At 42.9% G+C, this 25,303-nt stretch carries 26 protein-coding genes; 12 read left to right on the forward strand and 14 right to left on the reverse strand.

Features of this window, described 5'->3' with window-relative positions; translation table 11 throughout:
- Positions 1–110: 110 nt before the first annotated feature.
- The gene (locus DUL71_RS15015) at positions 111–629 is read right to left on the reverse strand and encodes a lipocalin family protein (protein WP_114938879.1); all 519 of its coding nucleotides are present in this window, start codon (positions 627–629) and stop codon (positions 111–113) included.
- Between the two features lie 18 nt (positions 630–647).
- Between DUL71_RS15015 and DUL71_RS15020 the strand changes: the two genes are divergently transcribed.
- The 4 genes from DUL71_RS15020 (at position 648) to DUL71_RS15035 (ending at position 5,528) form a co-directional block, all read left to right on the forward strand.
- Entirely contained in the window at positions 648–1,538 is an 891-nt protein-coding gene (locus DUL71_RS15020; RefSeq protein ID WP_114938880.1) for an SDR family oxidoreductase, read from the forward strand.
- A 75-nt stretch (positions 1,539–1,613) separates the two neighbouring features.
- A complete protein-coding gene (gene guaA, locus DUL71_RS15025; protein WP_114938881.1) occupies positions 1,614–3,143 on the forward strand; it encodes a glutamine-hydrolyzing GMP synthase in 1,530 nt (509 codons plus the stop codon).
- Complete coding sequence (locus tag DUL71_RS15030) at positions 3,100–4,359, forward strand: ABC transporter substrate-binding protein (protein WP_154402406.1); 1,260 nt, start codon at positions 3,100–3,102, stop codon at positions 4,357–4,359. The genes guaA and DUL71_RS15030 overlap by 44 nt, the downstream gene beginning before the upstream one ends.
- The gene (locus DUL71_RS15035; protein ID WP_114938883.1) at positions 4,356–5,528 is read left to right on the forward strand and encodes an RsmB/NOP family class I SAM-dependent RNA methyltransferase; all 1,173 of its coding nucleotides are present in this window, start codon (positions 4,356–4,358) and stop codon (positions 5,526–5,528) included. The genes DUL71_RS15030 and DUL71_RS15035 overlap by 4 nt, the downstream gene beginning before the upstream one ends.
- A gap of 194 nt (positions 5,529–5,722) precedes the next feature.
- Here DUL71_RS15035 and DUL71_RS15040 read toward each other — a convergent pair whose 3' ends face one another.
- The 5 genes from DUL71_RS15040 to DUL71_RS15060 form a co-directional block, all read right to left on the reverse strand.
- Positions 5,723–6,319 carry a hypothetical protein gene (locus tag DUL71_RS15040; protein WP_114938884.1) on the reverse strand — a complete coding sequence of 199 codons (597 nt, stop codon included), beginning with the start codon at positions 6,317–6,319 and terminating at the stop codon, positions 5,723–5,725.
- 41 nt (positions 6,320–6,360) lie between these two features.
- Positions 6,361–6,933: a MarC family protein gene (locus DUL71_RS15045; protein WP_090528400.1), complete on the reverse strand. Its 573-nt coding sequence runs from the start codon at positions 6,931–6,933 to the stop codon at positions 6,361–6,363.
- A gap of 12 nt (positions 6,934–6,945) precedes the next feature.
- Positions 6,946–8,109 carry an MFS transporter gene (locus DUL71_RS15050; protein WP_114938885.1) on the reverse strand — a complete coding sequence of 388 codons (1,164 nt, stop codon included), beginning with the start codon at positions 8,107–8,109 and terminating at the stop codon, positions 6,946–6,948.
- Positions 8,110–8,202: 93 nt separating this feature from the next.
- A complete protein-coding gene (locus DUL71_RS15055) occupies positions 8,203–9,759 on the reverse strand; it encodes an amino acid permease (RefSeq protein WP_112575986.1) in 1,557 nt (518 codons plus the stop codon).
- 488 nt (positions 9,760–10,247) lie between these two features.
- Entirely contained in the window at positions 10,248–10,607 is a 360-nt protein-coding gene (locus DUL71_RS15060; protein ID WP_112575985.1) for a hypothetical protein, read from the reverse strand.
- Between the two features lie 148 nt (positions 10,608–10,755).
- Between DUL71_RS15060 and DUL71_RS15065 the strand changes: the two genes are divergently transcribed.
- On the forward strand, positions 10,756–11,094 hold the full coding sequence (locus DUL71_RS15065) for a single-stranded DNA-binding protein (RefSeq protein ID WP_091218015.1): 339 nt from the start codon (positions 10,756–10,758) through the stop codon (positions 11,092–11,094).
- A gap of 254 nt (positions 11,095–11,348) precedes the next feature.
- On the opposite strand, the gene DUL71_RS15070 is transcribed toward DUL71_RS15065, so the two are convergent.
- The 7 genes from DUL71_RS15070 to DUL71_RS15100 all read right to left on the reverse strand — a co-directional run bounded on the left by DUL71_RS15070 (position 11,349) and on the right by DUL71_RS15100 (position 17,672).
- A complete protein-coding gene (locus DUL71_RS15070) occupies positions 11,349–12,017 on the reverse strand; it encodes a DUF6624 domain-containing protein (RefSeq protein ID WP_114938886.1) in 669 nt (222 codons plus the stop codon).
- The gene (locus DUL71_RS15075) at positions 12,010–13,443 is read right to left on the reverse strand and encodes a PAS domain S-box protein (protein WP_114938887.1); all 1,434 of its coding nucleotides are present in this window, start codon (positions 13,441–13,443) and stop codon (positions 12,010–12,012) included. Before DUL71_RS15075 ends, DUL71_RS15070 begins: the two co-directional genes overlap by 8 nt.
- Before the next feature lie 65 nt (positions 13,444–13,508).
- On the reverse strand, positions 13,509–14,213 hold the full coding sequence (locus tag DUL71_RS15080) for an SDR family NAD(P)-dependent oxidoreductase (protein ID WP_114938888.1): 705 nt from the start codon (positions 14,211–14,213) through the stop codon (positions 13,509–13,511).
- On the reverse strand, positions 14,210–14,572 hold the full coding sequence (locus DUL71_RS15085; RefSeq protein ID WP_161964445.1) for a type II toxin-antitoxin system VapC family toxin: 363 nt from the start codon (positions 14,570–14,572) through the stop codon (positions 14,210–14,212). Before DUL71_RS15085 ends, DUL71_RS15080 begins: the two co-directional genes overlap by 4 nt.
- The gene (locus tag DUL71_RS15090) at positions 14,562–14,807 is read right to left on the reverse strand and encodes a hypothetical protein (protein WP_114938890.1); all 246 of its coding nucleotides are present in this window, start codon (positions 14,805–14,807) and stop codon (positions 14,562–14,564) included. The genes DUL71_RS15085 and DUL71_RS15090 overlap by 11 nt, the downstream gene beginning before the upstream one ends.
- Before the next feature lie 22 nt (positions 14,808–14,829).
- Positions 14,830–16,611 (reverse strand): aromatic amino acid hydroxylase, encoded by a 1,782-nt coding sequence (locus DUL71_RS15095; RefSeq protein WP_114938891.1) that lies wholly within the window; start codon positions 16,609–16,611, stop codon positions 14,830–14,832.
- Between the two features lie 101 nt (positions 16,612–16,712).
- Positions 16,713–17,672: a lysylphosphatidylglycerol synthase transmembrane domain-containing protein gene (locus DUL71_RS15100; protein WP_114938892.1), complete on the reverse strand. Its 960-nt coding sequence runs from the start codon at positions 17,670–17,672 to the stop codon at positions 16,713–16,715.
- Between the two features lie 246 nt (positions 17,673–17,918).
- Between DUL71_RS15100 and DUL71_RS15105 the strand changes: the two genes are divergently transcribed.
- From DUL71_RS15105 to DUL71_RS15115, 3 genes are all read left to right on the forward strand, one after another.
- Complete coding sequence (locus DUL71_RS15105; protein ID WP_114938893.1) at positions 17,919–18,788, forward strand: carbon-nitrogen hydrolase; 870 nt, start codon at positions 17,919–17,921, stop codon at positions 18,786–18,788.
- A 136-nt stretch (positions 18,789–18,924) separates the two neighbouring features.
- On the forward strand, positions 18,925–19,980 hold the full coding sequence (locus DUL71_RS15110) for an agmatine deiminase family protein (protein WP_114938894.1): 1,056 nt from the start codon (positions 18,925–18,927) through the stop codon (positions 19,978–19,980).
- A 213-nt stretch (positions 19,981–20,193) separates the two neighbouring features.
- Positions 20,194–20,601 (forward strand): LiaF transmembrane domain-containing protein, encoded by a 408-nt coding sequence (locus tag DUL71_RS15115; RefSeq protein WP_112575976.1) that lies wholly within the window; start codon positions 20,194–20,196, stop codon positions 20,599–20,601.
- Between the two features lie 88 nt (positions 20,602–20,689).
- Here DUL71_RS15115 and DUL71_RS15120 read toward each other — a convergent pair whose 3' ends face one another.
- Positions 20,690–21,838: a hypothetical protein gene (locus DUL71_RS15120; protein ID WP_114938895.1), complete on the reverse strand. Its 1,149-nt coding sequence runs from the start codon at positions 21,836–21,838 to the stop codon at positions 20,690–20,692.
- A 216-nt stretch (positions 21,839–22,054) separates the two neighbouring features.
- Here DUL71_RS15120 and DUL71_RS15125 point away from each other — a divergent pair, with 216 nt between their 5' ends.
- From DUL71_RS15125 to DUL71_RS15140, 4 genes are read left to right on the forward strand one after another with little or no spacing between them, the layout of a single operon-like run.
- Complete coding sequence (locus DUL71_RS15125; protein ID WP_114938896.1) at positions 22,055–22,909, forward strand: LiaF transmembrane domain-containing protein; 855 nt, start codon at positions 22,055–22,057, stop codon at positions 22,907–22,909.
- 33 nt (positions 22,910–22,942) lie between these two features.
- Positions 22,943–23,278, forward strand: coding sequence for a DUF4288 domain-containing protein (locus DUL71_RS15130; RefSeq protein ID WP_091218060.1), 336 nt, complete (start codon positions 22,943–22,945; stop codon positions 23,276–23,278).
- Positions 23,279–23,304: 26 nt separating this feature from the next.
- The gene (locus DUL71_RS15135) at positions 23,305–24,339 is read left to right on the forward strand and encodes a sensor histidine kinase (RefSeq protein WP_223818127.1); all 1,035 of its coding nucleotides are present in this window, start codon (positions 23,305–23,307) and stop codon (positions 24,337–24,339) included.
- Entirely contained in the window at positions 24,336–25,082 is a 747-nt protein-coding gene (locus DUL71_RS15140; RefSeq protein ID WP_114938897.1) for a LytR/AlgR family response regulator transcription factor, read from the forward strand. Before DUL71_RS15135 ends, DUL71_RS15140 begins: the two co-directional genes overlap by 4 nt.
- Positions 25,083–25,303 lie beyond the last annotated feature (221 nt).

The following is a 25,303-nucleotide window of genomic DNA, read 5'->3' on the forward strand; positions in this document are numbered from 1 at the left end:
CATTGCGAGGAGGAACGACGAAGCAATCGCATGCTATACAGGGCGGACCTGCATAGCATGCGATTGCTTCGCTTCGCTCGCAATGACATATTTATGTCTCTATTCATTTTTTATACCTGCACCGTTTTCACCAGCTTTCTCACATCAAATCCCTGTTCGGCGGCCTGCACAACCAATTGGTTATAGATCTGCTCATCCAGTGTTGAACGCCGGCTTATTATCCACAGATAATTCCTGTTAGGGTGCCCTACCATGGCGTAGCTATAATCATCGGCCAAAGCTATGATCCAATACTTGCCTTTAAACGGCCATTGAAATTGCACTTCAAGCTTCGCGTTACTTGTTTTATCGGCAACAACGGCACGGCCTTCAACTATTTTTATTTTATTATCTTTTATACAACGGTTTTTAACAACGATGCTGCCATCTTTGGCTAAACCATAGGCCGCTGAAGTAAAGGTGCATCCCGATTCAAAACATTGCGGTAAAGCGGCAATTTCAAACCATGAACCAACATATTTTTTCAGATCGACGTAGGGAACAGTTTGCAGTGGTTTGCAGCGGGTAGCCTGCAGGGCCAAAGCTGTCAAACCTAATGCTACAGAGGTTGCAATAATCTCTTTCTTCATAAACCAATAACGCCCGGTATGCCCAAAAAGTTTAAAACAAAAGCACATTATCGGCAGCCAAACACCATATCATTATTTAATTACCTTTGCGCCAAAGCATTATTTTACAACATGCCCGGTATAACAAACATCAGTATTTTAGGTTGCGGCTGGTATGGCAGCGCATTGGCAAAAGCATTACTTGCCGATGGTATGCAGGTAAAAGGATCAACTACCTCGGCAGCTAAACTTGACGATCTGGCGGCTATGGGTATCAAACCTTACCTCATTAACTTTTTGCCCAACCAGGAGATATATGATGATGATTTTTTTGATTGCGATGTGCTATGGATAGCTATCCCGCCCAAAACCCGCGGAGGCGAAGCAGGTATTTTTTTGGATAAAATAAAGAGCATCATCGAAGCTATAAAACGCCATCAGATCAAAAATGTGGTATTCATCAGCTCAACGACTGTTTATGCAGATACCAATAGGCATGTAAACGAGCAAACCGATCCTCAACCCAATACAGAATCAGGGCGAATATTATTGGAGGCCGAAAACCTTTTTCATGCAGATGGTAGTTTCAAAACAACCATCATCCGCTTTGCCGGCTTAATCGGGCCCGCCCGTAACCCCGGTAGGTTTTTCGCGGGTAAAAAAAATATCCCTAACGGAGATGCGCCTGTAAACCTCATCCACCTTGATGATTGTATCGGGATGAGCAAGGCCATATTAGCTAAACAAGCTTTCGGATATTTATTTAACGGATGCTCGCCTGATCACCCTGCAAAGGCCGACTTTTATACCCGCGCCGCTATGGACTCGGGACTTGAAAAACCTGAATTTATACGTGAGCTCAACGAATGGAAAATTGTGGATAGTTTGAATACCAGAGCGATCCTTGATTATCAGTGCGGCGGTTTATAATCGATCATTTCATTCTCCCATAAAAAATCCGAAATCCGGAATCCCAATTTTCAAATCAAAATCCTATCTTTGCCCATGCAAGAAAAAATCCTCATTCTTGACTTTGGCTCGCAATTCACCCAACTTATCGCGCGCCGTGTCAGGGAGCTCAATATTTATTGTGAGATCCACCCCTTCAATCATTATCCCGAAATTGACAGCACTGTAAAAGGTATTATCCTTTCAGGCAGTCCTTATTCTGTAAGGCAGGAAGACGCTCCTCATTTCGATTTTGAAAAATTCCACACCACACGTCCTATTTTAGGCGTATGCTATGGCGCCCAATACGTTGCCCATTTCCACGGCGGCGAAGTATTGCCATCAAGCACCCGCGAATACGGTCGTGCAAACCTGGAATACATTAAACAGGATAACCCATTGTTTAAAGACGTTCCCGGCGGTTCACAGGTATGGATGTCGCACGGCGATACCATTGCTACTATTGGCGATAACTTTGAGGTAATTGCAAGTACCGATAGCGTTAAAGTTGCCGCTTACCAGGTTACCGGTACCCAAACCTACGGCATCCAGTTTCACCCGGAGGTTACCCACAGTATTGACGGTAAACAATTGCTGCAAAACTTTTTGGTTGACATTTGCGGTTGTAAACAAGACTGGACACCGGATTCATTCATCGAAACCACCGTTGCCGCGCTTCGCGAAAAAATCGGCGATGATAAAGTAGTACTTGGTTTATCAGGCGGTGTTGATTCGTCGGTTGCGGCTGTATTGTTGCACCATGCCATCGGTAAAAACCTGCACTGTATATTTGTTGATAACGGCCTTTTGCGTAAGGATGAATTTGAGCAGGTGCTTGAGTCATACAAACACATGGGCTTAAACATAAAAGGCATCGACGCCAAACAACGTTTTTATGACGCGCTTGCCGGCTTAACCGATCCTGAAAAGAAACGTAAAGCTATCGGTCGGGTATTCATCGAAGTATTTGATGATGCCGCGCACGAAGTACAAGACGTGAAATGGCTTGGTCAGGGTACCATCTATCCGGATGTTATCGAATCGGTATCGGTTAAAGGCCCTTCTGCTACCATCAAATCGCACCACAACGTAGGTGGTTTGCCCGACTTTATGAAACTTAAAGTTGTTGAGCCGCTTAACACTTTGTTTAAAGATGAGGTAAGGAAAGTAGGTAAGGCATTAGGCATCGATCCTAATATTTTAGGTCGCCACCCATTCCCGGGCCCGGGTCTGGCTATCAGGATTTTGGGCGATATCACCCCTGAAAAAGTGGCGATATTACAGGAGGCCGATGCAATTTATATAAACAATTTACGTGCTGCCGGAGTTTACGATAAAGTTTGGCAAGCCGGCTCTATATTTTTACCGGTTCAATCGGTAGGTGTAATGGGCGATGAACGTACTTACGAAAACGTGATTTGCCTCCGTGCCGTTGAATCGGTTGACGGGATGACCGCCGACTGGTGCCATTTACCGTACGACTTGCTGGCTAAGATCAGCAACGAGATCATCAACAACGTAAAAGGAATTAACCGGGTAGTATATGATATCAGTTCAAAACCACCGGCCACCATTGAGTGGGAATAAGTGGTTACCGTTTTTTTGCATAGCATTGCTGCTGGCCGCGTGTTCACCAAAAACGCGGCCGGTAGCAACTACCGTAAAAAAACCGACTGATAATACCGAAAAAAAGCCCGGTAATACCACCGAAAAACCGGTAGAAAAGACTTCGGAACAAAAAGTGGCAAACATTGCCATGCTCCTGCCCCTGAATTTGGAGCACTTAAACCCGGCTCAAAAATATAGTCCGCTTCAGATAAGCCAGGCAAATATCGCGGTTGAATATTACCAGGGATTTAAACTCGCCCTTGATTCGCTTACTGCTTACGGGAATAACTATAAGCTGCAGATCTTTGACTCAAGAGACGAGGCTATGCAGGCGCATGACCTGGCTCTAAACGCGTTTGTCCGCTCGAGCGATCTGATCGTGGGCCCTGTTTTTCCGGATGGTGTAAAGGCATTTTCCGGCGCGCTATCTTATTCAAAAGGACCAATCTTGTCGCCGTTGTCACCGGCTAATCCGGCCACCATCAACAGCAAAAACTTAATAACTGCCATCCCTCCGCTTGAATACCATGCCTGGGGCGCTGCTGAATATATCAACAGAACGGTTAAACCTAAAAAAATCTTTATCCTTCGTTCCGGATTTAATCAGGAAAATGATTACGCTGTCAACTTTAAAAAAGCTATCGACAGCTTAAGCAAAAAGAAGATTAAGGTTACCAATGTATATGTTGTACGCGGAAAATTAAGCAGCCTGCTGCCGCAGCTTTCCAAAACCGAAAAAAATGTGTTTGTGATCCCCGCTACCGATCAGGCATTTTTAGGCGTTACCCTCCGCTCATTAGATACCTTGAACAAACACTATCCCGTTATGGTGTTCGGGCACCCGAGCTGGGAGAAGTTCAGCTTCCTGAAACCGCAACTTTTACAACGTTTGAATACGCATATCACCTCTACCGAAAAAATAAATTACAAAGCAGGGGCAACAACAACATTTTTACGTAACTATAGGCGCGCTTATCACGTTGAACCGACCGAATACGCCATTAAGGGTTTTGATGAAGGATTATACTTTGGCAGGCAGCTTTTTGCCGATAAAGGATTGTCATCAATTGAGGGAACCGATTTTACCGGCTTGCATAACAGCTTTCATTTTATAAAAAAGCCGGGGCAGGGATGGATCAATACCCACGTAAATATATTAATGTACACTAACTTTGAGCTAAAACAGGTAGAATGAAGGCTATAAATCAGCTTAAAACGTTTCAGCGAATTTTGGGTGAATACCCTGCCGATACGCCACTAAGTAAATTTTTACCCGGCTTTTACCGGCAAAACAAACAAATGGGCTCAACCGACAGGCGGGTTGCCAACCGGTTGGTGTATAACTACTTTCGCCTGGGCAGGGCATTGCCCGACGTGCCCGAAGACGAGCGCCTGTTAGTCGCCGAGTTTTTATGTAATACCCAAACTAACTCCTACCTGCAAAACTTTAAACCCGAATGGGCCGCTTGTATAGGTTTTAGTGACGATGATAAATTGGCCCTCGTAAAAACCTCCTACCCCGATTTTAAACTGGAAGATGTTTTCCCCTGGAGCAGCCAGCTTTCGGAAGGGATTGATAAGGAAGCTTTCCTGAAATCGTTTTTTTGCCAGCCCGATCTGTTTATCCGTGTCCGTAACGGTTATGATCATTTGGTAAAAGCCGAACTAACCAAAGCCCAGGTTGTGTTTAAGGATGAAGGTAATGGCTGCTATTCGCTGCCTAACGGTACGCGCCTTGAAACCATATTTGCCAAGCAACACTGGTTTGAGGTGCAGGATTATTCATCGCAGCAAACAGGCAACTATTTTAAACCGCAGCGCTGGGATAGCTGGTGGGATGCCTGCGCTGCATCGGGCGGCAAGTCATTATTGCTTCACGAGGATGAGCCAAATATTAAACTGGTAGTATCCGATATCCGCGAGTCCATCCTGGCTAATCTTGATGAGCGCTTTCAGCTTGCAGGACTAACCAAGTATCAAAAAAAGGCCCTCGATCTTACGCAGAACATCGATTCGGTGATGCACGATTACGCATTTGACGGGATCATCCTCGATGCCCCCTGCAGCGGCTCAGGCACTTGGGGACGTACACCTGAAATGATAGCCCAGTTTGACAATCATAAAATCGAGTTTTTCCAGAAGCTTCAAAAAAGCATCGCCCAAAACGTAGTAAAATATCTTAAACCCGGTAAGCCCCTTATCTATATCACCTGCTCTGCCTTTAAAGGAGAGAATGAAGATGTGGTTGATTACCTGGTAAACGAGCTTGGATTAAAGTTGGAAGAAAAAGCGGTATTGAAAGGATACGAGCGTAAAGCGGATACCATGTTTGTGGCGAGATTAACCGCTTCTCCAGGAGCATAAACTACCATGTCATTGCGAGCGAAGCGTGGCAACCGCATGCTACACAGGGCGGTTTGACTTCCATGCGATTGCTTCGTTGTTCCTCCTCAATGACATGGTTTTTATTTCACCACCTGCCGTCGCTCGGCTCCGGCCATGTGACGATTATTGCACGCTTCTCGCCGCCAACTTCTCGAGCAACTACCGCTTTTTTTTTAGATAATTTGTTCAATATGCTTTTTGATGTATTTTAAGGAAGTTGCTTTACCCGACATTTCTTCCCCAAAGTCATCAACAATATTAATATCCTGAATCAAATTCATAAAGGGTTCTTCACCTAAATAGCCGGTTAAAGCAATATCAATAGCCACGTATTGAGTGGTTTGATCCCCTGCAAAATCGGGTATTTGAAAATCAATACCAAATCCTTCATCGTCAAAACGATGAAGGATATATGTCCAGTTGCTGGTATCTACTAAAATAGTTTTACCTATTTCATTTTCCATTTCCCAGATGCCGCACCAGTCTTTGGGCGGCTTGGACGGCAGAAACTTCCAGCCCGAGCAGTAGGGGGCAGCATCAATTACCTTTCGGGTGAAATCTAATTGTTCAAAATTAAGATTGGGAGAAATAGCCAAAAATGTTACGTTTTCTTCCCACGGACCAATTTCCCAATCGACGTTCCCAAGTTTGCTAACTTGTGTGTCCAATAAATTAATGAAATAAGTATCTGTTGGATTAATCAGTAAATCTGCCGAAATGGTTTTAAACCAATCCCAAAAACTTGATATTTCCACCTGATTTAGATCCATAATGAGTTACTTTAACTCCCCCTTTAGGGGGCTGGGGGGCTCTACAAATGCGTATTACTCCTGAACAGCTTAATAGCTATTGCCAGGAGAATAATCCCGAATGCCTTGCGCAACACGCTTAACCCTATAGGACCAAGCAACCTTTCCAGCCATTTTACATTTTTAAGTACTAAATAAACCACAAGGGTATTCAGCACTATACCTACAAGGATATTTTGTGTTTGATATTGCGATTTAAGGGATAGCAGGGTAGTCATGGTACCTGCACCGGCTATAAGCGGGAACGCTAATGGCACGATAGACGCGGCCTGTGGCAATTCTTCTTTAAAAAAATCGACACCTAATATCATTTCCATGGCAATGATGAAGATCACCAGCGAACCTGCGATGGCAAATGACGAAATATCCAGACCTATTACCGCCAGCAGTTCATCTCCTATAAAAAGAAAGGTCACCATAAGCACCAGCACGGCTATACTGGCCTTTTCCGATTCGATATGACCAACACGCTGCCTGAGCTGAATAATTACCGGTATAGCGCCCAAAATATCAATAATAGCAAACAGGATCATCGTAACCGAAATGATCTCCTTAAAAATAAACGGGTGCGGCATGGTGTCTTGAATTTATTCTTTTTTCTTTAACCGGATACTTAGCAGCAAAGCAGCCAAAATATAGCATGAAGATAAGAAGAAAATAGCATGTACCGATAGCAAAGCTGCAAAGCCCGCGGTAACCGGACCAAGGGTTTGCCCAATAGAGGCGTACGACTGATTGATCCCCAATATTTTGCCTTGTTCTTTATGATCAATATGATCTGCAATAATTGCGTTGAGCATAGGGTTTCGCAAACCGTTGAACAGGCCATAAATACAAATACCGATGACAAAAGGAATAAAATCATTGGTGAGGCCGGTTACAAACATAGCCGCCAAACAAAGAAAAGTAGAAAGCATCAGGATCATTGATTTGGACGAAAACCATTTGGTGAACAACGGCACGCAAAGCTGCATGATAATACCGCTTACGCCGAAACCGGCATACAAAATACCAATCTGGGTAGGATTGATCTGCAATACATCAACACTAAAAGTTTGAAAACCGATGATCATGGTAAACTGTGCCATGGTAAGCATAAAACCCGTAAACACCGCCGTACCAATAACCGGGCGCTTAAGTGTTGTTGCCAGGGCCGTGAACGAGAATTTAGTTTTTCCCGAATCTCGCTTTGTATTGTCGGGCGGATTGGTTTCCTTCAAAAAGAACAGGCTGCAGAGCGTGCCGATAAGTGATATGCCCGCCGCGAAATAGAAAGGCACCTGCATACCATACCTGTTCAGCAAACCGCCTATGGCCGGCCCTATCACAAAACCAAACCCAAATGCCGAACTGAGTATACCGAACCTTTTGGCCCGGTTATCCGGCCCGGCCGTATCCGATACCATAGCTTGCGCTACAGATACATTGCCCCCGGTAAGTCCATCAAGGATGCGGGCCGCAAAAAGCATAGCCATACTTCGGGCTTCGGCAAAAAGAATAAAGGAGATACAGGTACCCGCCAGGCTGATCACCAGCAAAGGCTTTCTCCCCCATTTATCCGACAGGGAACCTAAAACCGGCGTGGCAAAAAACTGGGCTACCGAGAATGAAGCGGTCAGGATCCCCAATGTTTCGCCGGTAACGCCGAAGGTTTTTCCATATGAGTAAAGTATCGGTACAATGATGCCAAACCCCAGGGAGTTGATAACACATATAAATACTAATACCCACAGGTTTTTATCGCCCTTCATGAAGCGGTTTTATTTGTTTATTGTAAAATGGAATGTAACAAAAAAGGTTCTGAAAATTCAGAACCTTTTTTGTTTATGATAACATTGTTATAATTACTCAACAAATTTAGGATTGATAGGGTTATTGGCGGCTTCAACCTTGCCATGGCGTACATGTGAGCGTTTGATGCTATAGCGGAAGTAAATTACAAAGCCAATCAGCAACCAAACAATAAGCCTTGCCCAGTTTTCCCAACCCTCGCTTGCAATCATACACAAACAAATGATGGCACCCAACGGGCAAACTATCATGTAGGCAGGGGTCTTAAACGGACGCACAATATCAGGATCGGTTTTTCTTAAAATTAAGATCCCAATGCATACCAGTACAAATGCGAACAATGTACCTATACTCACCATGTCGCCAACATATTTATCAGGGATAAAACCGGCAAATAATGATACAAACACAAAGAATAACCATTGTGATTTATACGGTGTGCGGAACTTAGGGTGCAACTTTGAAAACACTGAAGGAATTAACCCATCTGTACTCATGGTGTAAAACACACGGGTTTGGCCCATCAGCATCACCAGGATCACTGAAGAGAAACCTGCAAGTATAGATACGGTAACAAATGAAGCCAACCAGCCATAACCAGGCATAGCTGTCTTAATAGCATAACTTACAGAAGCCTCTTTACCCTGGATAAGGAAATCCTTATATGAAACCAAGCCGGTTAACACGTGTGAAAACAAGATATAAAGCACAGTACAAAACACCAATGATATCAAGATACCCTTTGGCATATCTCTTTGTGGGTTTTTAGCTTCCTGCGCAGCGGTTGAAACAGCATCAAAACCGATAAAGGCAAAAAACACAACACTTGCACCACGCAAAACACCGAGCCAGCCATGGTTAAAAGTATCAGCATAATCAACTACGCCGGCGCTAACCTTAATCTTACCTGCATCGGCAGGAATAGTGTAAGGCGTGTGGAAAGCCGGGTTAATAAAATGCCAGCCTAAACCTATGATCAATAATACGATGGCAACTTTTACAACCACAATAATATTGTTAACAATTGCCGATTCGGCTGTACCGCGGATCAACAACAGGGTCAGCAGGAACAGAACCAGGATAGCCGGCAGGTTAATAATACCTCTTGTACCCAACTCGGCGGCATACATACCTGTGGAAGTATTTGAAACCTCCATAAACGAGTGTGACCACGCGTATGGTATATGCACGTTAAAGAAAGTTGTTAAAAACTCATTAAAATACTGCGACCAGCCAATAGCAACCGTAGCGGCGCCAAGGGCATATTCAAGCACTAAGTCCCAACCAATGATCCAGGCAATAAACTCGCCCATGGTAGCATAAGAGTAGGTATAAGCAGAACCCGCGATAGGGATCATACTTGCAAATTCGGCATAGCATAAACCAGCCAGGGCGCAACCTGCAGCTGCTATAAGGAAGGAAATGGTAACCGCAGGCCCGGCGTGTTCACCTGCCGCAGCTGCCGTACGAACAAAAATACCGGCACCTATAATTGCGCCGATACCGAGTGCTATAAGCGAGCCAACACCTAAGGTTCTCTTAAGCGATTTCTCTGTTTCTGCCGAAGCAGCCATTAGTTGAGCAATCGGTTTCTTAATAAATAATTTCATTTTAAATTAGTAAGATCAGTCAAAAATTAAAAATTTACATTTCCCCAAACGTACTTAAATTTATTGAAAACATAAAGAGCCGAATGAAACAACAGTTAAGTATTAATTATCAAAATATTAAACTGTTAAATGCTATTAAATCTATAGAGATTGAGATTATGCATTGATATTTTACCGCTCAGATTGTTGTTTAAACCGGCAACTTAAAGGATAATTACGATTTTCTATCCTCCAAAAACAGGTTTATGGCGGTAATCTTAGATTTTACCGGGCTTACATCCGTGCTTAAATCGGTTTGAGCGATTCAGCAGGTATTTTAGGATTTAAAAATTATTGATTTTTTGTCTAAACCAGAATTCTTGGGATTAATGGATTTCCGGGATTCCTGCCGCCCAAACATAGCAGAAGTACTGCAACTGCTAACTATAAACTGCCCACTTAAACTGCTACTGCAAACTGCCGCTGCTACTAAAAACTGCCAACTGAAATTACTCCCCTTCCCTTTTCACCAGCAACACCTCATCATTATCTAACAGCAGGTAACCGTATTCATAATTAAAAAAATACGTTGATCCGGTTTTGGTTTGGTAGATGCTGGTGATATGGTCAAAATCAAAACCCTTTGCGGTAAGCTTTTTACGGGTTGTTTTGGTTTTACCTGTTGGGTTTAGTTCTTCCAGTATGCGGCGGTTACGGCGCAGAATATTATTGATATTACGCACCAGGTTATAACTGTTACTGTTGAGCTGGTTGTTATAATTGTTGCGGCACAGATCGTTACAAAACTTTTTGTCGGCACGGCCTTGTAGCGGCGTACCACAATCTAAGCATACTCTTTCCTGGTTCATAGATAAAGGTACGAATAATTTATCCGTTTGCAAACGCTTACAAACGGATACTATCGACTATAAACGGTTATTATCCGGTTAATTTTTCCTGTCCTCCCCACCTTTGTATCGTTAACTCAAACAATATTAAACAGTAAATATTAAAACGATGAACTCATTAAGAAACAGTGTACGCCTGGTAGGTAACTTAGGTATGGATCCGGAAGTAAAGGTATTTGACAGCAATAAAAAAATGGTGCGCCTATCTATCGCCACCAACGAAAGCTATAAAAATGATAAAGGCGAAAAAATAACCGACACCCAATGGCATAACCTGATTTTCTGGGGCCCGCAAGCCAGCCTTGCCGAAGACCTGCTTAAAAAAGGCGACGAATTGGCTATTGAAGGCAAACTGACAAATCGTAACTACACCGACAAAGATGGCATTAAACGCTACGTGTCAGAAATAGTAGTTAATGAATTTTTAAAGGTAGGCGCAAAGGGCTGAAGAGCAAATGGTGAAATATCTAAAACTACAGGGCATTGGCGGATAAAACCTGTGAACGCAGTTGGTTTGGTATCTCCAAAAGATGAATGACTATTTTATACGAGACATGCCTCTCAACTAACGGAATCGAAATGTATCAGTGACAATACCGGCAGAAAAAACCTCCCATTAACTTGACGGAGAAATTAAATTATAGAAAGTGGCTTTAAACCTAAACCTTATCTTAATTATAACATTTCTTCCTGCTGGTATTGTCATTTATTAGCTTGCTCCCGTACCAATTTCTCTATTTCCGGAAGCTGTTTCTTATATTCCTCAGCGTCCCAGTTTTTTGCGTAATCTTTCATCGGTGGCATGCCCATTGTTTTGCGTCGCTCATCCAAATGATCAACGTCAGCAACAGGATAAATATATGTTTTACCGGTTTGCTTGTCTGTAAATCCCTGGCTCCCGTAAACTTGCTTTTTGCCGGTACGCATGTTGATCCTGTCTTCAAGGATAGCCAGGTTACTTGACAGGATCTCACCATTTTTCTCTGATGCCCGGATCATTGGCAGATAGCTTTGCTGCGTTTGCAGATCGGCATGTTGAATTACCAGGAATAGGGCCTGGCTGCCCATAATGCCCACCTTTTGCGGACCTAACCAACCATATTTTGTTAATATCGTGTTTACCCTGATCAAATTTTGGCTGTCAGTACTACGCATAACCTTTTGCAGGCTATCAACAATTTTGACTTGTGCATTATCCCTTTTTGCCTGAAGATATTTTATTCTCACCGATTGATCTGATTGGAAAATGGTATCCAACACAGCCATTAAAGGCTTGTTTAATTTACTGCTGTCAATAGTGAATGAAGTAACCTGGGCAAACGAGATATTGCCCGGCAATAGAAAAACACTTATGATAAAAAGCCTACGCATCAGCCCCAAAAGCCTTAATATAAGCCGTTCTTTCCACAATGGAATGAATAACCCCATCAAGTTGTTGTGATGTTGTATCAATGTGTTCGATGATCTCTTTATTGAGCGGATTTTGCAGGTCATCGTTATCAAATAAATTAACCAGGCCCAAAATAGTAGCTACCGGCTTCCGCAATTCGTGCGAACTAATATTGGCGATTGTTTGCAGGCGGTTATTCTGTTCACGGATATTGTCTTCTGTTTTTTTGCTTTCTATTAACACCCTGAGGATGTTAACTGTACGCTCTATGATGCTTTGCTCATCATTACTTGGCTCTCGTGTATCATGATAGTAGATGCCAAATACAGCCAAAACTTTTGAACCTTTTGAGCTCATTACCGGAGTAGACCAGCAGGCTTTTAAACCGTACGGCCTCACCATATGCGCATAGTTGTCCCAAAGCGGATTGTTTTCTATATCGCTTACAATTACCTGTTCGCGATGGTATACCGCCCTGCCGCATGAGCCTATATCCGGGCCTACGGGCAACCCCTCAAGCAAATCGCAATAAGCCTGTGACAAACGCGGGGCGGCCAGTACATGCATTTTTTCCTGTTGATCATCAACTTCAAGTACCGAGCATACCATATCCGGAAAAATCCGCTCAATACCCCGCAATAACTCACGCGTAGTTTGCCCAAGTGTGTATTGTGCTGTAGCATTTAACTCCAGCACTCCTTTTTCAAGCTCCAAAACCCATTCCTGCATCTTGATTTCCGTGATATCGCGGATAAAAATGGCTAACTGGTTTTTGTAAGGATAAACATTGATGCGTAACCAGCCATTGGATTTGGTATTAAGATATTGTACCTGTATAGATCGTCTCTCGGTTAACGATAACTGGAATTCATTAGCAACCCGTTCACTCAAGCCCAGGTTTTCGATCTGCATAAAATTAGCTTCCTTCAGCATTTCAACACTCAGGTTGGTCATGGCGTGAAAGGCAGGATTAAATGCAGTAATGTTCCAGAATGAATCCAACACGGCAAAACCTTCGTTAAGGCCCTGAATGGTATGCTGAACTATATCATTTTCCGGCTGCCCCACCATACCGGCAAGGGTATTACCGCTTGAATAAATGAGGTTATCATCCTCATTTAATATTACCGACCAGATAATGCTGAAATAACACCCGTCTTTGGCCTTTACCCGGCTTTGATAACCTACCAGCTTTTTATGAAGCAGGAGGCTGGCCTGAGATTCGGCCTGGCGTTCCTTATCGGCAGGGTGACAAATAGATGCGATATTTAAACCTGCTAAATCCTGATCGGTATAGTTAAATGTATTTCGAAACGCGTAATTGGTATGAAGGATCACACCATTCATATCCATGACAAAAAAAATGTCTTTCGAATGAGTAAAAAGTGATGTAAACCTGGTGTCCATTAGCTAAGAGCATAACATATTTATAATAACTAAGTTATAAAAATGTTTGCAATATTATTCAATATTCATGGAGTAGTTGCTGCTACAGGTATTATTTTTCCGTTAAAAAATTTACTACCGGTTAATGCGAAGTCGGCAATATATTTTCCCATTTCAAAGGCCATCACCGGCGATTCGTACCCTGGAAACGCTTGCTCCAGCATCTCGGTTTGTGCCGATCCTAAAGCAAGACAATTTACTTTGATACCTTGTTCTGTTAGCTCCTGCGCCAAACATTCGGTTAGCGTATGTAAAGCCGATTTGCTTGCCGAATAAGCCGCAAGGCCCGGAAATTTAGCGCTCCCCTGGAAACCACCCATGCTGCCGATATTAAGGATATGCGCACCGGCAGGCATTAAAGATACCAAAGCTTGGATTGCCCTTACATGACCAATAAAGTTGCTTTGCAGCATTTCTACAAAATCCGACTCAAGCAACTCTGCAAATGGCTTATTGATAAGCACTCCTGCGTTGTTGATCAAAATATCAACCCGGTTATCAAAATGCGACGCTATAAAATGCTGCAAGCCTTCATAATCGTCATGCACAATATCAAATTTTAAGGCAAACAACTGGCAGTCGGGATTTAAGCCATGAGCTATTTCCAGCAAACGTTCCAGTTTATCCTGTGAGCGGGCCAAAGCAATTACTTTGTGGCTACCCGATAGTATCAGTTCAATTACGGCTTCGAAGCCCACGCCGCTGCTGGCGCCGGTTATTATGATGTTCATAAGGTAAAAGGATCTATAATTTTCACTTTATTGCCAAGCGATTTAAAATCAGCAATATTATTAGTAAGCAAAGGCATATTTTGCACCAAAGCTGTAGCGTAAATTATAGCATAGGGTAATTTCACCCGGTTTTTAGTTCTTAATTTATTTGTTTCTTCAGATATCTCATCCGTTAAGGGAATAACATCCATTTCATCACATATAGCCCTAAGTAAATCGTGTTCCTCAACGTTAGGGAAAGCATAACCTAAAGCCTCTATTTTAGTTATAACAGATATAGCTGATTTTTCTTTTAGTATTTTTTCAGGATCAAGGGTAAATTTAGAAAGATAGATAAGAACGTTGGTGTCAAAAATCACGATCCCATTCCTTTCTTATATTCCGTTGCCATTCAGCAGGATCGTCAATATCTTGAAAAAGACCTTTACCCTTAGACGCGTTAAGGATCGCTTTTATCTTGTCTAATTGAGTAGACTCAGTTGCTACCTCATCGCCATTCTTAACAGCAATATTCTTTATATATGGAATATCCTTTAAAATCTTTTTTAAAGATTCTGTACGCTCGTCATCAACGGTTATTATTAGCGTTGTCATACTCTAAATTACTCAATAAACGCTAAACTACCAATTTTTGCTCAACCGGGTGCTTGATCAGGTAAAAACCATCGCTGATGAGTTTGCCGTATTCAGGCTCGTTATTTCCTTTTTGCTCCAGAAAATGTTTGATCTCGGCGGCTAATGCGGGCTCTGCTTTTTCATGATCGAGTATTTCAAGGATCTCCAAGGCGCAAAGCCAGTCGTCATGATGGTCTTTTTGCAATTGCTGCCAAACGTTGCCTAAAAAACCGTAATCACCATGGTTAATGCGGCAAGCGCGCACCTGCTGGTAAAGCCGGTGCAGTTCTTTGGTTTTATGATCGTGCACAGCATGGTGGGTTTCTGTTTTTGATTTATAAACAATGGTTTCGTAAGCCTCCCTATCGGCCGCCCCACAAAATACAGATACAATTTCTTCACCTACAGCCATATCATAAACACCCCAGGCCGGGTCAAACAATATCGTTCCCTTATCATCAGTAACAGTTACATCGTTAAAAGTGATCAGGCAGATTCTACCATCCACCGAAAGAACATTTTTCACAACCCCATTCACGGATATCCCGCTTTCAAAAAGTAATTCTGTTCTGTTACCATTTACTATGCCAGCTGCTTTTAAATCGTCTTCCGAAAAATTTTCTAAAGCAAGGTCAGGGTTATTCTTCAGTTTACCAACCGGCGAGCTGAAACCATCTTTATGATAATCTTTTCCGTGACCCTTTAATTGTTTATTATTAGAGGCTAAAGCAGTAGGACCGGTTGTTTTGATAAAATAAGGTCTTCCATCGGCACCTGTTTTGAAATCGGTAATGGTGCCGGAAACCTGCAGGCCCGAGCTATAAACCGCGGTGCAGGCATTTTTACTCTCTACAGCTTTATTTAAACCGTAAGCCCCACCCTTTCTGAATGACATGGTATCGGCAAATTCTTCCAGCACATTAATCAGATTCTGAAAATCGGGGGTCACAAAAAGCTGGGGTTGTGGCTTGGTAATATCATATGAATACTTAACGGCATCAATAGTATACCACAACTTTTCAACGTTTTTATTCATACAGGTGGAGCTTTCGCCGATGGATGAAAGCAAACCAGCGCCATAGATCTTTGGCTGCTCCAAGGTACCGATCAGGCCGTACTCTACCGTCCACCAGTGCAGGCGGCTCAATAAAGCCATCTCCGAAGGCGCGCCCATATTTTCCTGGCAGTAGGTTACCAGCGCTTCGGCCTTGACGATCTCCTGTTCATCAGCATCAGGCATTTCTTTCAATATCGATAAAGCCCTGATAGCTTCGTACAACTCAAAATCCTGGGCCGAGAACATAGCCTTCGCCCCTATCGAGCCGAAATAACTCAGATATTCGTGATAGTCCTTATCGGCAATAATGGGTGCATGACCAGCCGATTCATGGATGATATCGGGCGCCGGGGTATATTCAATATGTTTTAACTGGCGGATATCTGCAGCAATAACCAGCACCCGGTAGGCCTGGTACTCCATAAATGCGGCTGGTGGGATAAACCCATCAACAGTAACTGCTCCCCAGCCAATTTTGCCGAGGGCATCATTCATCTCCTGTAAATTAGGGATATGCTCAATGGTTAATCCGGCTTTTTGCAAACCGGGGATGTACGGATAGTAAGCTACATCCTTCAGGTAGCTATAATTCTGGCGCATAACATAACGCCACACCGCATGATCAATGGGTGTATAATGTTCGTAGTGCTGGTCGACTATAAATTGTTTTAAATGACCGGGCAATGCCGCAACCTGCGGATTATTAAAATCATTAAAATGGCTCATTGATAAACTGGCGATTTATAATATAACGCCAAGTTTAGCATATGGTTGCTATGAAAACAAACTTCAGTTTATTATTACGAAATTAAATTTTAAACAGAATATTATTCTTCTATTGGGTGATTTTCCATTTTTGGTTCTTCGCCTTTTTTAAGACTGCCATCCAGCCGCTTAGGAGCTAACACATAATACACACCTAATAAAGCCACAATAATGGAGATAAGATAAAACCCGAAGCTCAGGTAAACAGCCATGTCTTCGGCTAAATTAAACTGACGGGCTAAGGTAAGGAACAACGCGTCGCGGATACCGCCACCGCCTAAACTAAACGGAATAATTGCCGCTAAGGATGAGAAAAGAAACGACAGTAAATACGGAGCAAATTTACCGTTGAAATCCTGTGCAAGTAGTAAACAAACAATGGTAAGCAATTGCATGCTTTGTACACCTATGGCTTTTAAATGCGCCTGCACAAAGTTGTGGGTATATTCTTTAAAAAACTTACGGGCTACAAAGTAATAGATCACCGAACCAACCGACACTATGCCAAGCGGCCAGCCCAGGTGATAAGGGAAACTTGGTATTAATATAACCAGGCCCACTACAATAGCACCAATGGCCCAAAAACCACTAAGCCTGTCAAACAGGATAGCCCAAAACACTTTTTTTGTTGGTAAATGATAACGCTTATGCAGCAGGTAAATTTTGTAACCATCGCCGCCGATACCACCAGGCAATAGCACATTATAGCACAAGCCGAGAAAATACAGGCGAAGATTAAAGCGCCAGTCTAACCGTAAACCAATGGATTTAAAATAGCTTAATAACCGCCATGATGAAAAAAACATCGACCCGATATAACAGGCTATGGCGGCGGCTAACCAGGCGCGGTCGGCATGAATTAAACGGTATTTAATTTTCGCAAACGGCACCTTACTGAATACATAGTAAAGCAAGCCGCCTGTTACTACTATGATAAGGATTACTTTTATAACGCCCCAAAGCTTACCTTTCCAGGTTTTATGTTCGGCACCTTCGTCAATGATGTCTTCTGTTTGTGTCATTCGGCTGCAAAGCTATGTTATTTTTTTATTTGGGTGAACAGGATAGTCAATTAACAATTTTTCTTCATTTTGTTTTCAGAAACATTAAAACCAGTAAATCAGGTTATTATTTAAGGCATGCTGTAATTTAAAACCGTAATGGCAATCTCATACCAGTGTAATCCTACTTTCAACTCAGTGTAATCATAATATTAAAAGGCTGAAATCCTTGATACAAAGTGTTACTTTTGCGCAAATTTTTTGAAGATGAGTAAAGTAAAAGTTGGTTTAGTACAAATGAGCTGTACTGCTGATAAACAGCAGAACCTGGAAAAGGCGATTGTTAAAGTAAGGGAAGCTGCTGCTAAGGGCGCGCAAATAGTTTGTTTACAGGAACTTTTCACCTCGCTTTATTTTTGCGATGTAGAAGATTATGACAATTTTAAGCTGGCCGAAGCTATCCCTGGCCCATCAACAGACGAGCTTTCAAAAGTTGCTGCCGAGCTTAATGTAGTAATCATTGCTTCATTATTTGAAAAACGTGCTCAGGGCGTTTATCACAACACTACCGCGGTGCTTGATGCCGACGGAAGCTATTTAGGCAAATACCGCAAAATGCATATCCCTGATGATCCCGGTTTTTACGAAAAATTTTACTTCACCCCTGGCGACTTAGGCTACAAGGTTTTCAACACCAAATTTGCCCGTGTAGGCGTATTGATTTGCTGGGACCAATGGTATCCTGAAGCAGCCCGTATCACTGCTTTAATGGGTGCCGATATATTATTTTACCCAACCGCTATCGGCTGGGCTACCACACAGGATGAAGCCACAAACGTGGAGCAATACAATGCATGGCAAACCATTCAGCGTTCGCACGCGGTAGCTAACGGCGTACACGTAGTAAGCGTAAACCGTGTAGGCGAAGAAGCCGGCGTAAAATTCTGGGGCGGTTCATTCTTTGCTAACCCATTCGGTGCTATTATCCACCAAACATCACACAATGATGAGGAAGTAGTAGTACAGGAGCTTGATCTGGATAAATCTGATTATTACAGAAGCCACTGGCCTTTCCTTAGAGATCGTCGTATCGATTCTTATCAGCCTATAACTAAGAGGCTATTAGACGAGGACTAATCTCTTCCTTATGTCATTGCGAGGAGGAACGACGAAGCAATCTCGCAGCTATGCAAATCGTATAGGCATTGGCTACGAGATTGCCGCGCTTCGCTCGCAATGACATGTAGTTTTTTACATTTGCATTAACCAAATTATGAGCCAACAAATATCAACTATACTTACCCCTGCTTCACAAGGCTTCTCCTTTCCTGCCGAGTGGGCCAAACATACAGCTACCTGGCTTAGCTGGCCTCATAAAGAGGCTTCGTGGCCGGGTAAAATCGATACCATTTACGCGCCTTACATTGAGTTTATCAAAGTAGTTACCCAAGGCGAACTGGTACGTATCAACGTAGCAAACGAGGACATGAAAGCCTCGGTAATTTTCCAGCTGCAAAACGCGGGTGTTGATCTTAACAAAATAGAGATCTTCGAGTTCCCGACTAATGATGCCTGGTGCCGCGACCACGGTCCTGCGTTTTTGATCAACCCTGCTACAAGGCAAAAAGCTATTGTGGACTGGGGCTATAATGCCTGGGGCGGCAAATACCCCCCTTTTGACCTGGACGATGTGATCCCTACCAAAATAGGCAACCATTTTGGCTTACCGGTATTTAACCCGGGCATTGTGATGGAAGGCGGCTCGGTTGATTTTAATGGTAAAGGCACTATTTTAACTACCACCGCCTGCCTGCTTAACAAAAACCGCAACCCGCAGCTGAACCAGCAGCAGATTGAAACTTACTTGCACAACTATTACGGAGCAGAGCAGATCCTTTGGTTAGGTGATGGTATTATTGGTGATGATACCGACGGCCATATAGACGATATTACCCGTTTTGTAAACGAGGATACCGTAGTTACCGTTGTTGAAGAAGATAAAAACGATGAGAACTACCACATCCTTCAGGAAAACCTTGAAACGCTGAAAACCATGCGCCTGCTTAACGGCAAACAACTAAACATTGTTGAGTTACCGATGCCCGACGCTGTAGTTTATGAAGATACCCGTCTGCCGGCCTCTTACGCTAATTTTTATATTGCCAACTCGGCCGTGATAGTGCCTACTTACCGTTCAAAAAACGATGATAAAGCACTGGAAATATTAACCCAATGCTTCCCCGACCGTAAGGTTGTAGGCATTGACAGCACCGACATTATCTGGGGCCTCGGCAGTTTCCATTGTCTGAGCCAGCAGGAACCGGAATAAGCCCCACCCAACCCTCCCCTTCAGGGGAGGGCTTTAAAATACTCAACTTTACTCACCTTGCTATTAAAAGTCTCCCCCTTCAGGGGGAGATTTAGAGGGGGCTTTCACCGCCTTTATCCCCTGCTTCACCGACATCTCCCCTTACATCGCCAAGTATTGATTGCCCAGCCTGCTGCACTGCTGTAGATTTGGGTAACATTAAAACTTAAAGCGATGAACAACGATATAATAAACACCGAAAACAAAAGAAATGGCAAAATCATGTTAGGAATAATATTACTGGCAGCCGGTGGTTTATTTCTGATAGATCAGCTTAACGCCTTCCTTATTCCCGATTGGCTTTTTAGCTGGCCAATGTGGTTCATAGCCTGGGGCGCTTACATGGGTGCCAAACACGACTTCAAGAAACCATCATGGATCTTTATGATACTGTTAGGCGTAATATTCCTGGTAAATGATAACGTTAACGATGCCGACCGCATAACCTGGCCAATTGCATTGATGCTGCTTGGTACCTGGATAGCCATCAGGCCGGCCAAACAAACCGACAGGGATTTCTGGGAAAAGAACGAAAAGGCAAAACAACACTTTGATTTTGAACAACCCAAAACCGAAGCTTAAACTCAATCATCCATCATATAAATCAAAGCCGGGGCATTTTTAAAAAGCCCCGGCTTTTTGTTTTATCTGCTAATTGTGCTTGGGAACTTTAGCGACTTATGTAAAACCAGGGAATCTTAAAAAAACCTTTTTTGACATTCACCTTCACAATATCTCCCGGCGATATCGTTTTATAAAGTGAGCCTGGCACATCAACATCTTCATTTTGCTTTCGGTGGCCCCACGGCCCCAATGTTAGTGTGTAAGTAGTTACTTTTTCTGTCGTTTTAAACTGGCTTTCTACTTTAGCGGTAGTAATTATCGGGACTGATCTGTCTAAATCACAATTGATAATTATAGTACCTCCAAAAGCATAACATGCTATTATAATTAATATCAGTATGTACTGGCTTTTGTAAGTTTCTCCGGCAGTATTTTTATTTACCCGGCTAAATAAGCCGAACAAAACGGCGCCTATTACCAGGGCTGGCATCCATACTTTTGCATAATTAAGTACTTCGTATCTAAGCAACACAACAATAGCCATACACAGTGGCGGCATTGCCAACCCAAAGCCAATGTTTGGATGGTTTGACTTGGCAGTTGTATCCAATAATATCACACCTCTATTTAAAAACAATATCAGGATACCAACAAAAGGATAAATCAGCATAATGCTATTCACTGTTGTATTGCCATCTATATAAGGCGTTGCAATAAAGCCAAAGCTTATCACATTATAGATACGGGTTATAAGCCTGGCGCGTTTAAATTTAACGGCCTTTTCGTCGGTGGTAAAGCCAAAATCCGGATTGGCCAAAATTTCCTGGGTTTCCTTTACATATGCCAGATGATTAAGCTCATTAAACTGATAGCTGAGCCAGTTGATAAGACCTCGATAATTTTCAAGATACCGATAACCATTTATACGGATTTTCTTTTGGCCCTTTTGACGCGGAAATACGGTAAGAATGTTACCATCAATTCTAAAAGCTTCGATATCGGTTCTGTGAATAACAATAGTAGTAAACGCGTGTATTTCGGTTATTTGCCGATCAGATACGATAAGTTTATATTTCCATATACGGATCAGCATATAAACCGACCATATAAAAAAAGGGATTGAGTACGCAAGCAACACCGGTTTACCTTCAATAAGCACTCCATATGACATGCCTGCCGCCGCAACTATAAATAAAGCACAAGCTATATAACAAAATATTTTCCAGCCCGTGGCAAGGCTAAATTCCTGTTCCATTTTGATATGATAAGTTTAGTATGGTTATTTATGGATAAAAAACCGTCACAACATACAAATTTTTATTTTTGCCGAATGTTAAAAAATCAAACACAACTTTTTCACCGCCAAAACATCCCTCTTTACCGATTTCTTTAAATACATCGCCAGTTTTTGATTGACTCAACTATAATGTTACCTTAGTTTTGGATATGATTTCAATTTGCAGATAATACAATGAACAACGATATAGAACATCCAAAAGATCCCAACAAAGGCAAGTCTGTTGCCGGGATCATTTTACTTGCTGTAGGCGGCATATTGCTGCTTCAGCAATTCCGAATTTTTTTCATACCCGATCATCTTTCCCTGTGGCCATTGTGGCTTATTTTCTGGGGCGTATATGTAGGTGCCAAGCATAATTATAAAAAGGCTTCGTGGGTAATGCTGGTAGCTTTAGGTGTCATATTCCTGATAACCCAAAACATCAACAACTCCGATCGTATAGTAGGCCCATTGGCTGTAATTGGCTTTGGCATGTGGTTAATATTAAGGCGCAACAAACATTTTGATCCAAACCAGTGGAAAAACGATTTCAAAGGCGAGAAATGGACCAACTGGGATAAAAAAGAGCCCTTTCAATTTGAAAAGACCGAACCTGTTGACTACACTGTAAAAGACGAAGGTGACACAGTACCTCCCGTTGATCCCTACGCCCAGAAACAGCAACAGTACAACACCAAATACTCTGGCGACGATTATATAGATACCGTATCTATTTTTGGCGGGGTTAACAAAACCATTCTTTCCAAACAATTCCGCGGAGGCGATATCGTAAACATATTTGGCGGCGCCGAGCTTGATTTTACCCAGGCAGATATCAACGGCAGGATCATCATCGACATTACCCAGATCTTTGGCGGCACCAAAATTATTGTGCCATCCAACTGGCAGGTAGTATCTGACCTTGCAGCAGTTTTTGCCAGTGTTGACGATAAACGCATCAGGAGCACTGCAAGTGTAGGCAGTGAAAAGGTGCTGGTACTTAAAGGTGTATCCATTTTTGCAGGGGTAGATATCCGCAGTTATTAATTAAGGCAGCTAATTACGAAAAGCATAAACAACATGAACTGGTACGTAGCAAAATTAGTTTTCAGGGTGATAAGCGGGGATGGCGATCATCAGGCGCAATTTGATGAGCAATTAAGGCTGATCAGTGCAGACAGTGAGTTGGTGGCTTATGAAAAGGCCAATCGCATAGGTCACGCCAACCAGGATAGCTTTAAGAATATTGAAAAGCAAACCGTTAAATGGCAATTTATTGATGTAGCCGAACTAAACCAGCTTGGTGAACTTACCGACGGCACCGAGTTGTATTACAACATACATGAAACGCCCGATGCTGATTTATATATTGCCTGGGCGCATCATAAATCGGCCTTACTGGGCATCAGAAACTAAACCTTAAAAACAGAAAGCAACCCGTTTTGGAAGTCCCATCAATACAATCATCAAAACTATACGCGGCATTTGTAATATGCGGTGTGGCATGGGCTGCATTGCAAACCTACATCATCCATAGTTTTGGTTTTTTATGGTTCACTGCCGCTACTGATGGCCTACTCAGCGCAATATTCCTTTCGTGTGCCTGCTGGCTTATCAATAATAACTTACGCTACTACCAACCGGGTAAGGGCAGCTACATTAACCTGTTTATCTGGTGCGTTGCGCTTGCAGGTATCTGTACAGCCGGCTGCCGTTACATTTTACCACTAATTAACAGCGACACGATCTACACCGGTTTCCTGGCCCAGTCATTAACCATCCGCTTTTTTACCGACTTCCTGGCGATAGGCTGGATGGCGATGATCAGCTTGCTGTGGTTTTCACAACTGGATCAGAAAGAGACCCTAAAACGTAAAACCGAGGCCGAGCAACTGGCTCGCGAAGCCGAATTATATAACCTGAGGCAGCAATTACAGCCACACTTCCTGTTTAACAGCTTAAACTCTATTAACGCACTTATCGGCTTTAAGCCCGACGAGGCCCGCAGGATGATTCACCAGCTATCCGACTTTTTACGCGGAACACTTAAAAAAGATGATCAGTTACAGGTTAGCCTCACTGAAGAGCTTGCACACCTCAATTTATACCTCGATATTGAAAAAGTACGCTTTGGTCACCGTTTACAAACTGAAATAAGCTGCGACCCAAAATGCGGAACTGCTATACTACCATCTATGCTGTTGCAGCCTTTGGTTGAAAATGCCATTAAATTTGGCCTTTATGATACCATAGGCGAAGTTACCGTGAGCATTCGCGGAGAGATTGAGGATGGTTATCTGAATTTAATGGTACAGAACCCTTATGATCCGCAAACATCAAAACCAAAAAAAGGTACAGGTTTTGGTTTGCGGGGAGTGCAACGGCGATTATATTTGCTGTATGCCCGCAATGATTTAATGGAAACCCATGCGAGCGATGATCTGTACACTACCATTATAAAAATACCGCAACTATGAAGCGAGCTTTAATTATTGATGATGAACCTTTAGCCCGCATGGTTGTAAGGGAATACCTGTTTGATTTTAAAGACATTGAACTGATACAGGAATGTAACGATGGCTTTGAAGGTCTTAAAGCTATTCAGCAGCACCAGCCCGATTTGGTTTTTTTAGATATCCAGATGCCTAAAATTACCGGCTTTGAAATGCTTGAACTGGTTGAGCAGCCCCCTGCCGTAATATTTGCCACCGCCTTTGATGAATACGCCATAAAAGCTTTTGAAGCCCACGCGGTTGATTATTTGTTAAAACCTTTCAGTAAAGAACGCTTTAATAAAGCTGTTGAAAAGTTCCTGGCTACAGCCGCTCCAAAACCGGCAGCTAAGCAAACGGAAGAACTGTTGGAAACCGCAGCCACCCAGTCGCCGGCACAGCATGAGCGTATTGTGGTAAAAACCGGCACTAAGGTAAAGATCATCCCGGTTGCCGATGTTGAATACCTGCAGGCTGATGATGACTATGTAAGCGTTATCACCAAAGAAGGTTCATATCTCAAAAACAAAACCATGAGCTTTTTCGAGCAAACGCTTGACCCTAATCATTTTGTGCGTGTGCACCGCTCATACATGGTAGCCATTCCGCAGATCACCCGTATTGATCCATACGAAAAAGACGCGCACCTCGCTATCCTGAAATCCGGCGCCAAGATCCCGGTAAGTAAAACAGGATATGTGAAATTGAAGCAGGTGTTGGGGATATAATAAGATCAACCGCTCACAAAAAATGTCATTGCGAGGAGCAGCACGGGCAAAAAGCATGCGGGGCGACGCGGCAATCTCGTCGCCAATGCATAGCAGCCTTGTATGTCCGATAGAATAGCTACGAGATTGCCACGCTTCGCTCGCAATGACATGGAAGTTTTATTAGCATTTTTTCAACTAATAAAAATAATCCTTCCCACATAATTTCCTCCCGGCGGTTT

Origin of the sequence: Mucilaginibacter endophyticus (assembly GCF_003351025.1) — a bacterium.
In the GTDB taxonomy this organism is placed as follows: domain Bacteria; phylum Bacteroidota; class Bacteroidia; order Sphingobacteriales; family Sphingobacteriaceae; genus Mucilaginibacter; species Mucilaginibacter endophyticus.

Coding starts and splice junctions, on each gene's coding strand:
- DUL71_RS15015 (WP_114938879.1), bottom strand. CDS start 629: ATGAAGAAAGAGATTATTGCAACCTCTGTAGCATTAGGTTTGACAGCT.
- DUL71_RS15020 (WP_114938880.1), top strand. CDS start 648: ATGCCCAAAAAGTTTAAAACAAAAGCACATTATCGGCAGCCAAACACC.
- guaA (WP_114938881.1), top strand. CDS start 1,614: ATGCAAGAAAAAATCCTCATTCTTGACTTTGGCTCGCAATTCACCCAA.
- DUL71_RS15030 (WP_154402406.1), top strand. CDS start 3,100: ATGATATCAGTTCAAAACCACCGGCCACCATTGAGTGGGAATAAGTGG.
- DUL71_RS15035 (WP_114938883.1), top strand. CDS start 4,356: ATGAAGGCTATAAATCAGCTTAAAACGTTTCAGCGAATTTTGGGTGAA.
- DUL71_RS15040 (WP_114938884.1), bottom strand. CDS start 6,319: ATGGATCTAAATCAGGTGGAAATATCAAGTTTTTGGGATTGGTTTAAA.
- DUL71_RS15045 (WP_090528400.1), bottom strand. CDS start 6,933: ATGCCGCACCCGTTTATTTTTAAGGAGATCATTTCGGTTACGATGATC.
- DUL71_RS15050 (WP_114938885.1), bottom strand. CDS start 8,109: ATGAAGGGCGATAAAAACCTGTGGGTATTAGTATTTATATGTGTTATC.
- DUL71_RS15055 (WP_112575986.1), bottom strand. CDS start 9,759: ATGAAATTATTTATTAAGAAACCGATTGCTCAACTAATGGCTGCTTCG.
- DUL71_RS15060 (WP_112575985.1), bottom strand. CDS start 10,607: ATGAACCAGGAAAGAGTATGCTTAGATTGTGGTACGCCGCTACAAGGC.
- DUL71_RS15065 (WP_091218015.1), top strand. CDS start 10,756: ATGAACTCATTAAGAAACAGTGTACGCCTGGTAGGTAACTTAGGTATG.
- DUL71_RS15070 (WP_114938886.1), bottom strand. CDS start 12,017: ATGCGTAGGCTTTTTATCATAAGTGTTTTTCTATTGCCGGGCAATATC.
- DUL71_RS15075 (WP_114938887.1), bottom strand. CDS start 13,443: ATGGACACCAGGTTTACATCACTTTTTACTCATTCGAAAGACATTTTT.
- DUL71_RS15080 (WP_114938888.1), bottom strand. CDS start 14,213: ATGAACATCATAATAACCGGCGCCAGCAGCGGCGTGGGCTTCGAAGCC.
- DUL71_RS15090 (WP_114938890.1), bottom strand. CDS start 14,807: ATGACAACGCTAATAATAACCGTTGATGACGAGCGTACAGAATCTTTA.
- DUL71_RS15095 (WP_114938891.1), bottom strand. CDS start 16,611: ATGAGCCATTTTAATGATTTTAATAATCCGCAGGTTGCGGCATTGCCC.
- DUL71_RS15100 (WP_114938892.1), bottom strand. CDS start 17,672: ATGACACAAACAGAAGACATCATTGACGAAGGTGCCGAACATAAAACC.
- DUL71_RS15105 (WP_114938893.1), top strand. CDS start 17,919: ATGAGTAAAGTAAAAGTTGGTTTAGTACAAATGAGCTGTACTGCTGAT.
- DUL71_RS15110 (WP_114938894.1), top strand. CDS start 18,925: ATGAGCCAACAAATATCAACTATACTTACCCCTGCTTCACAAGGCTTC.
- DUL71_RS15115 (WP_112575976.1), top strand. CDS start 20,194: ATGAACAACGATATAATAAACACCGAAAACAAAAGAAATGGCAAAATC.
- DUL71_RS15120 (WP_114938895.1), bottom strand. CDS start 21,838: ATGGAACAGGAATTTAGCCTTGCCACGGGCTGGAAAATATTTTGTTAT.
- DUL71_RS15125 (WP_114938896.1), top strand. CDS start 22,055: ATGAACAACGATATAGAACATCCAAAAGATCCCAACAAAGGCAAGTCT.
- DUL71_RS15130 (WP_091218060.1), top strand. CDS start 22,943: ATGAACTGGTACGTAGCAAAATTAGTTTTCAGGGTGATAAGCGGGGAT.
- DUL71_RS15140 (WP_114938897.1), top strand. CDS start 24,336: ATGAAGCGAGCTTTAATTATTGATGATGAACCTTTAGCCCGCATGGTT.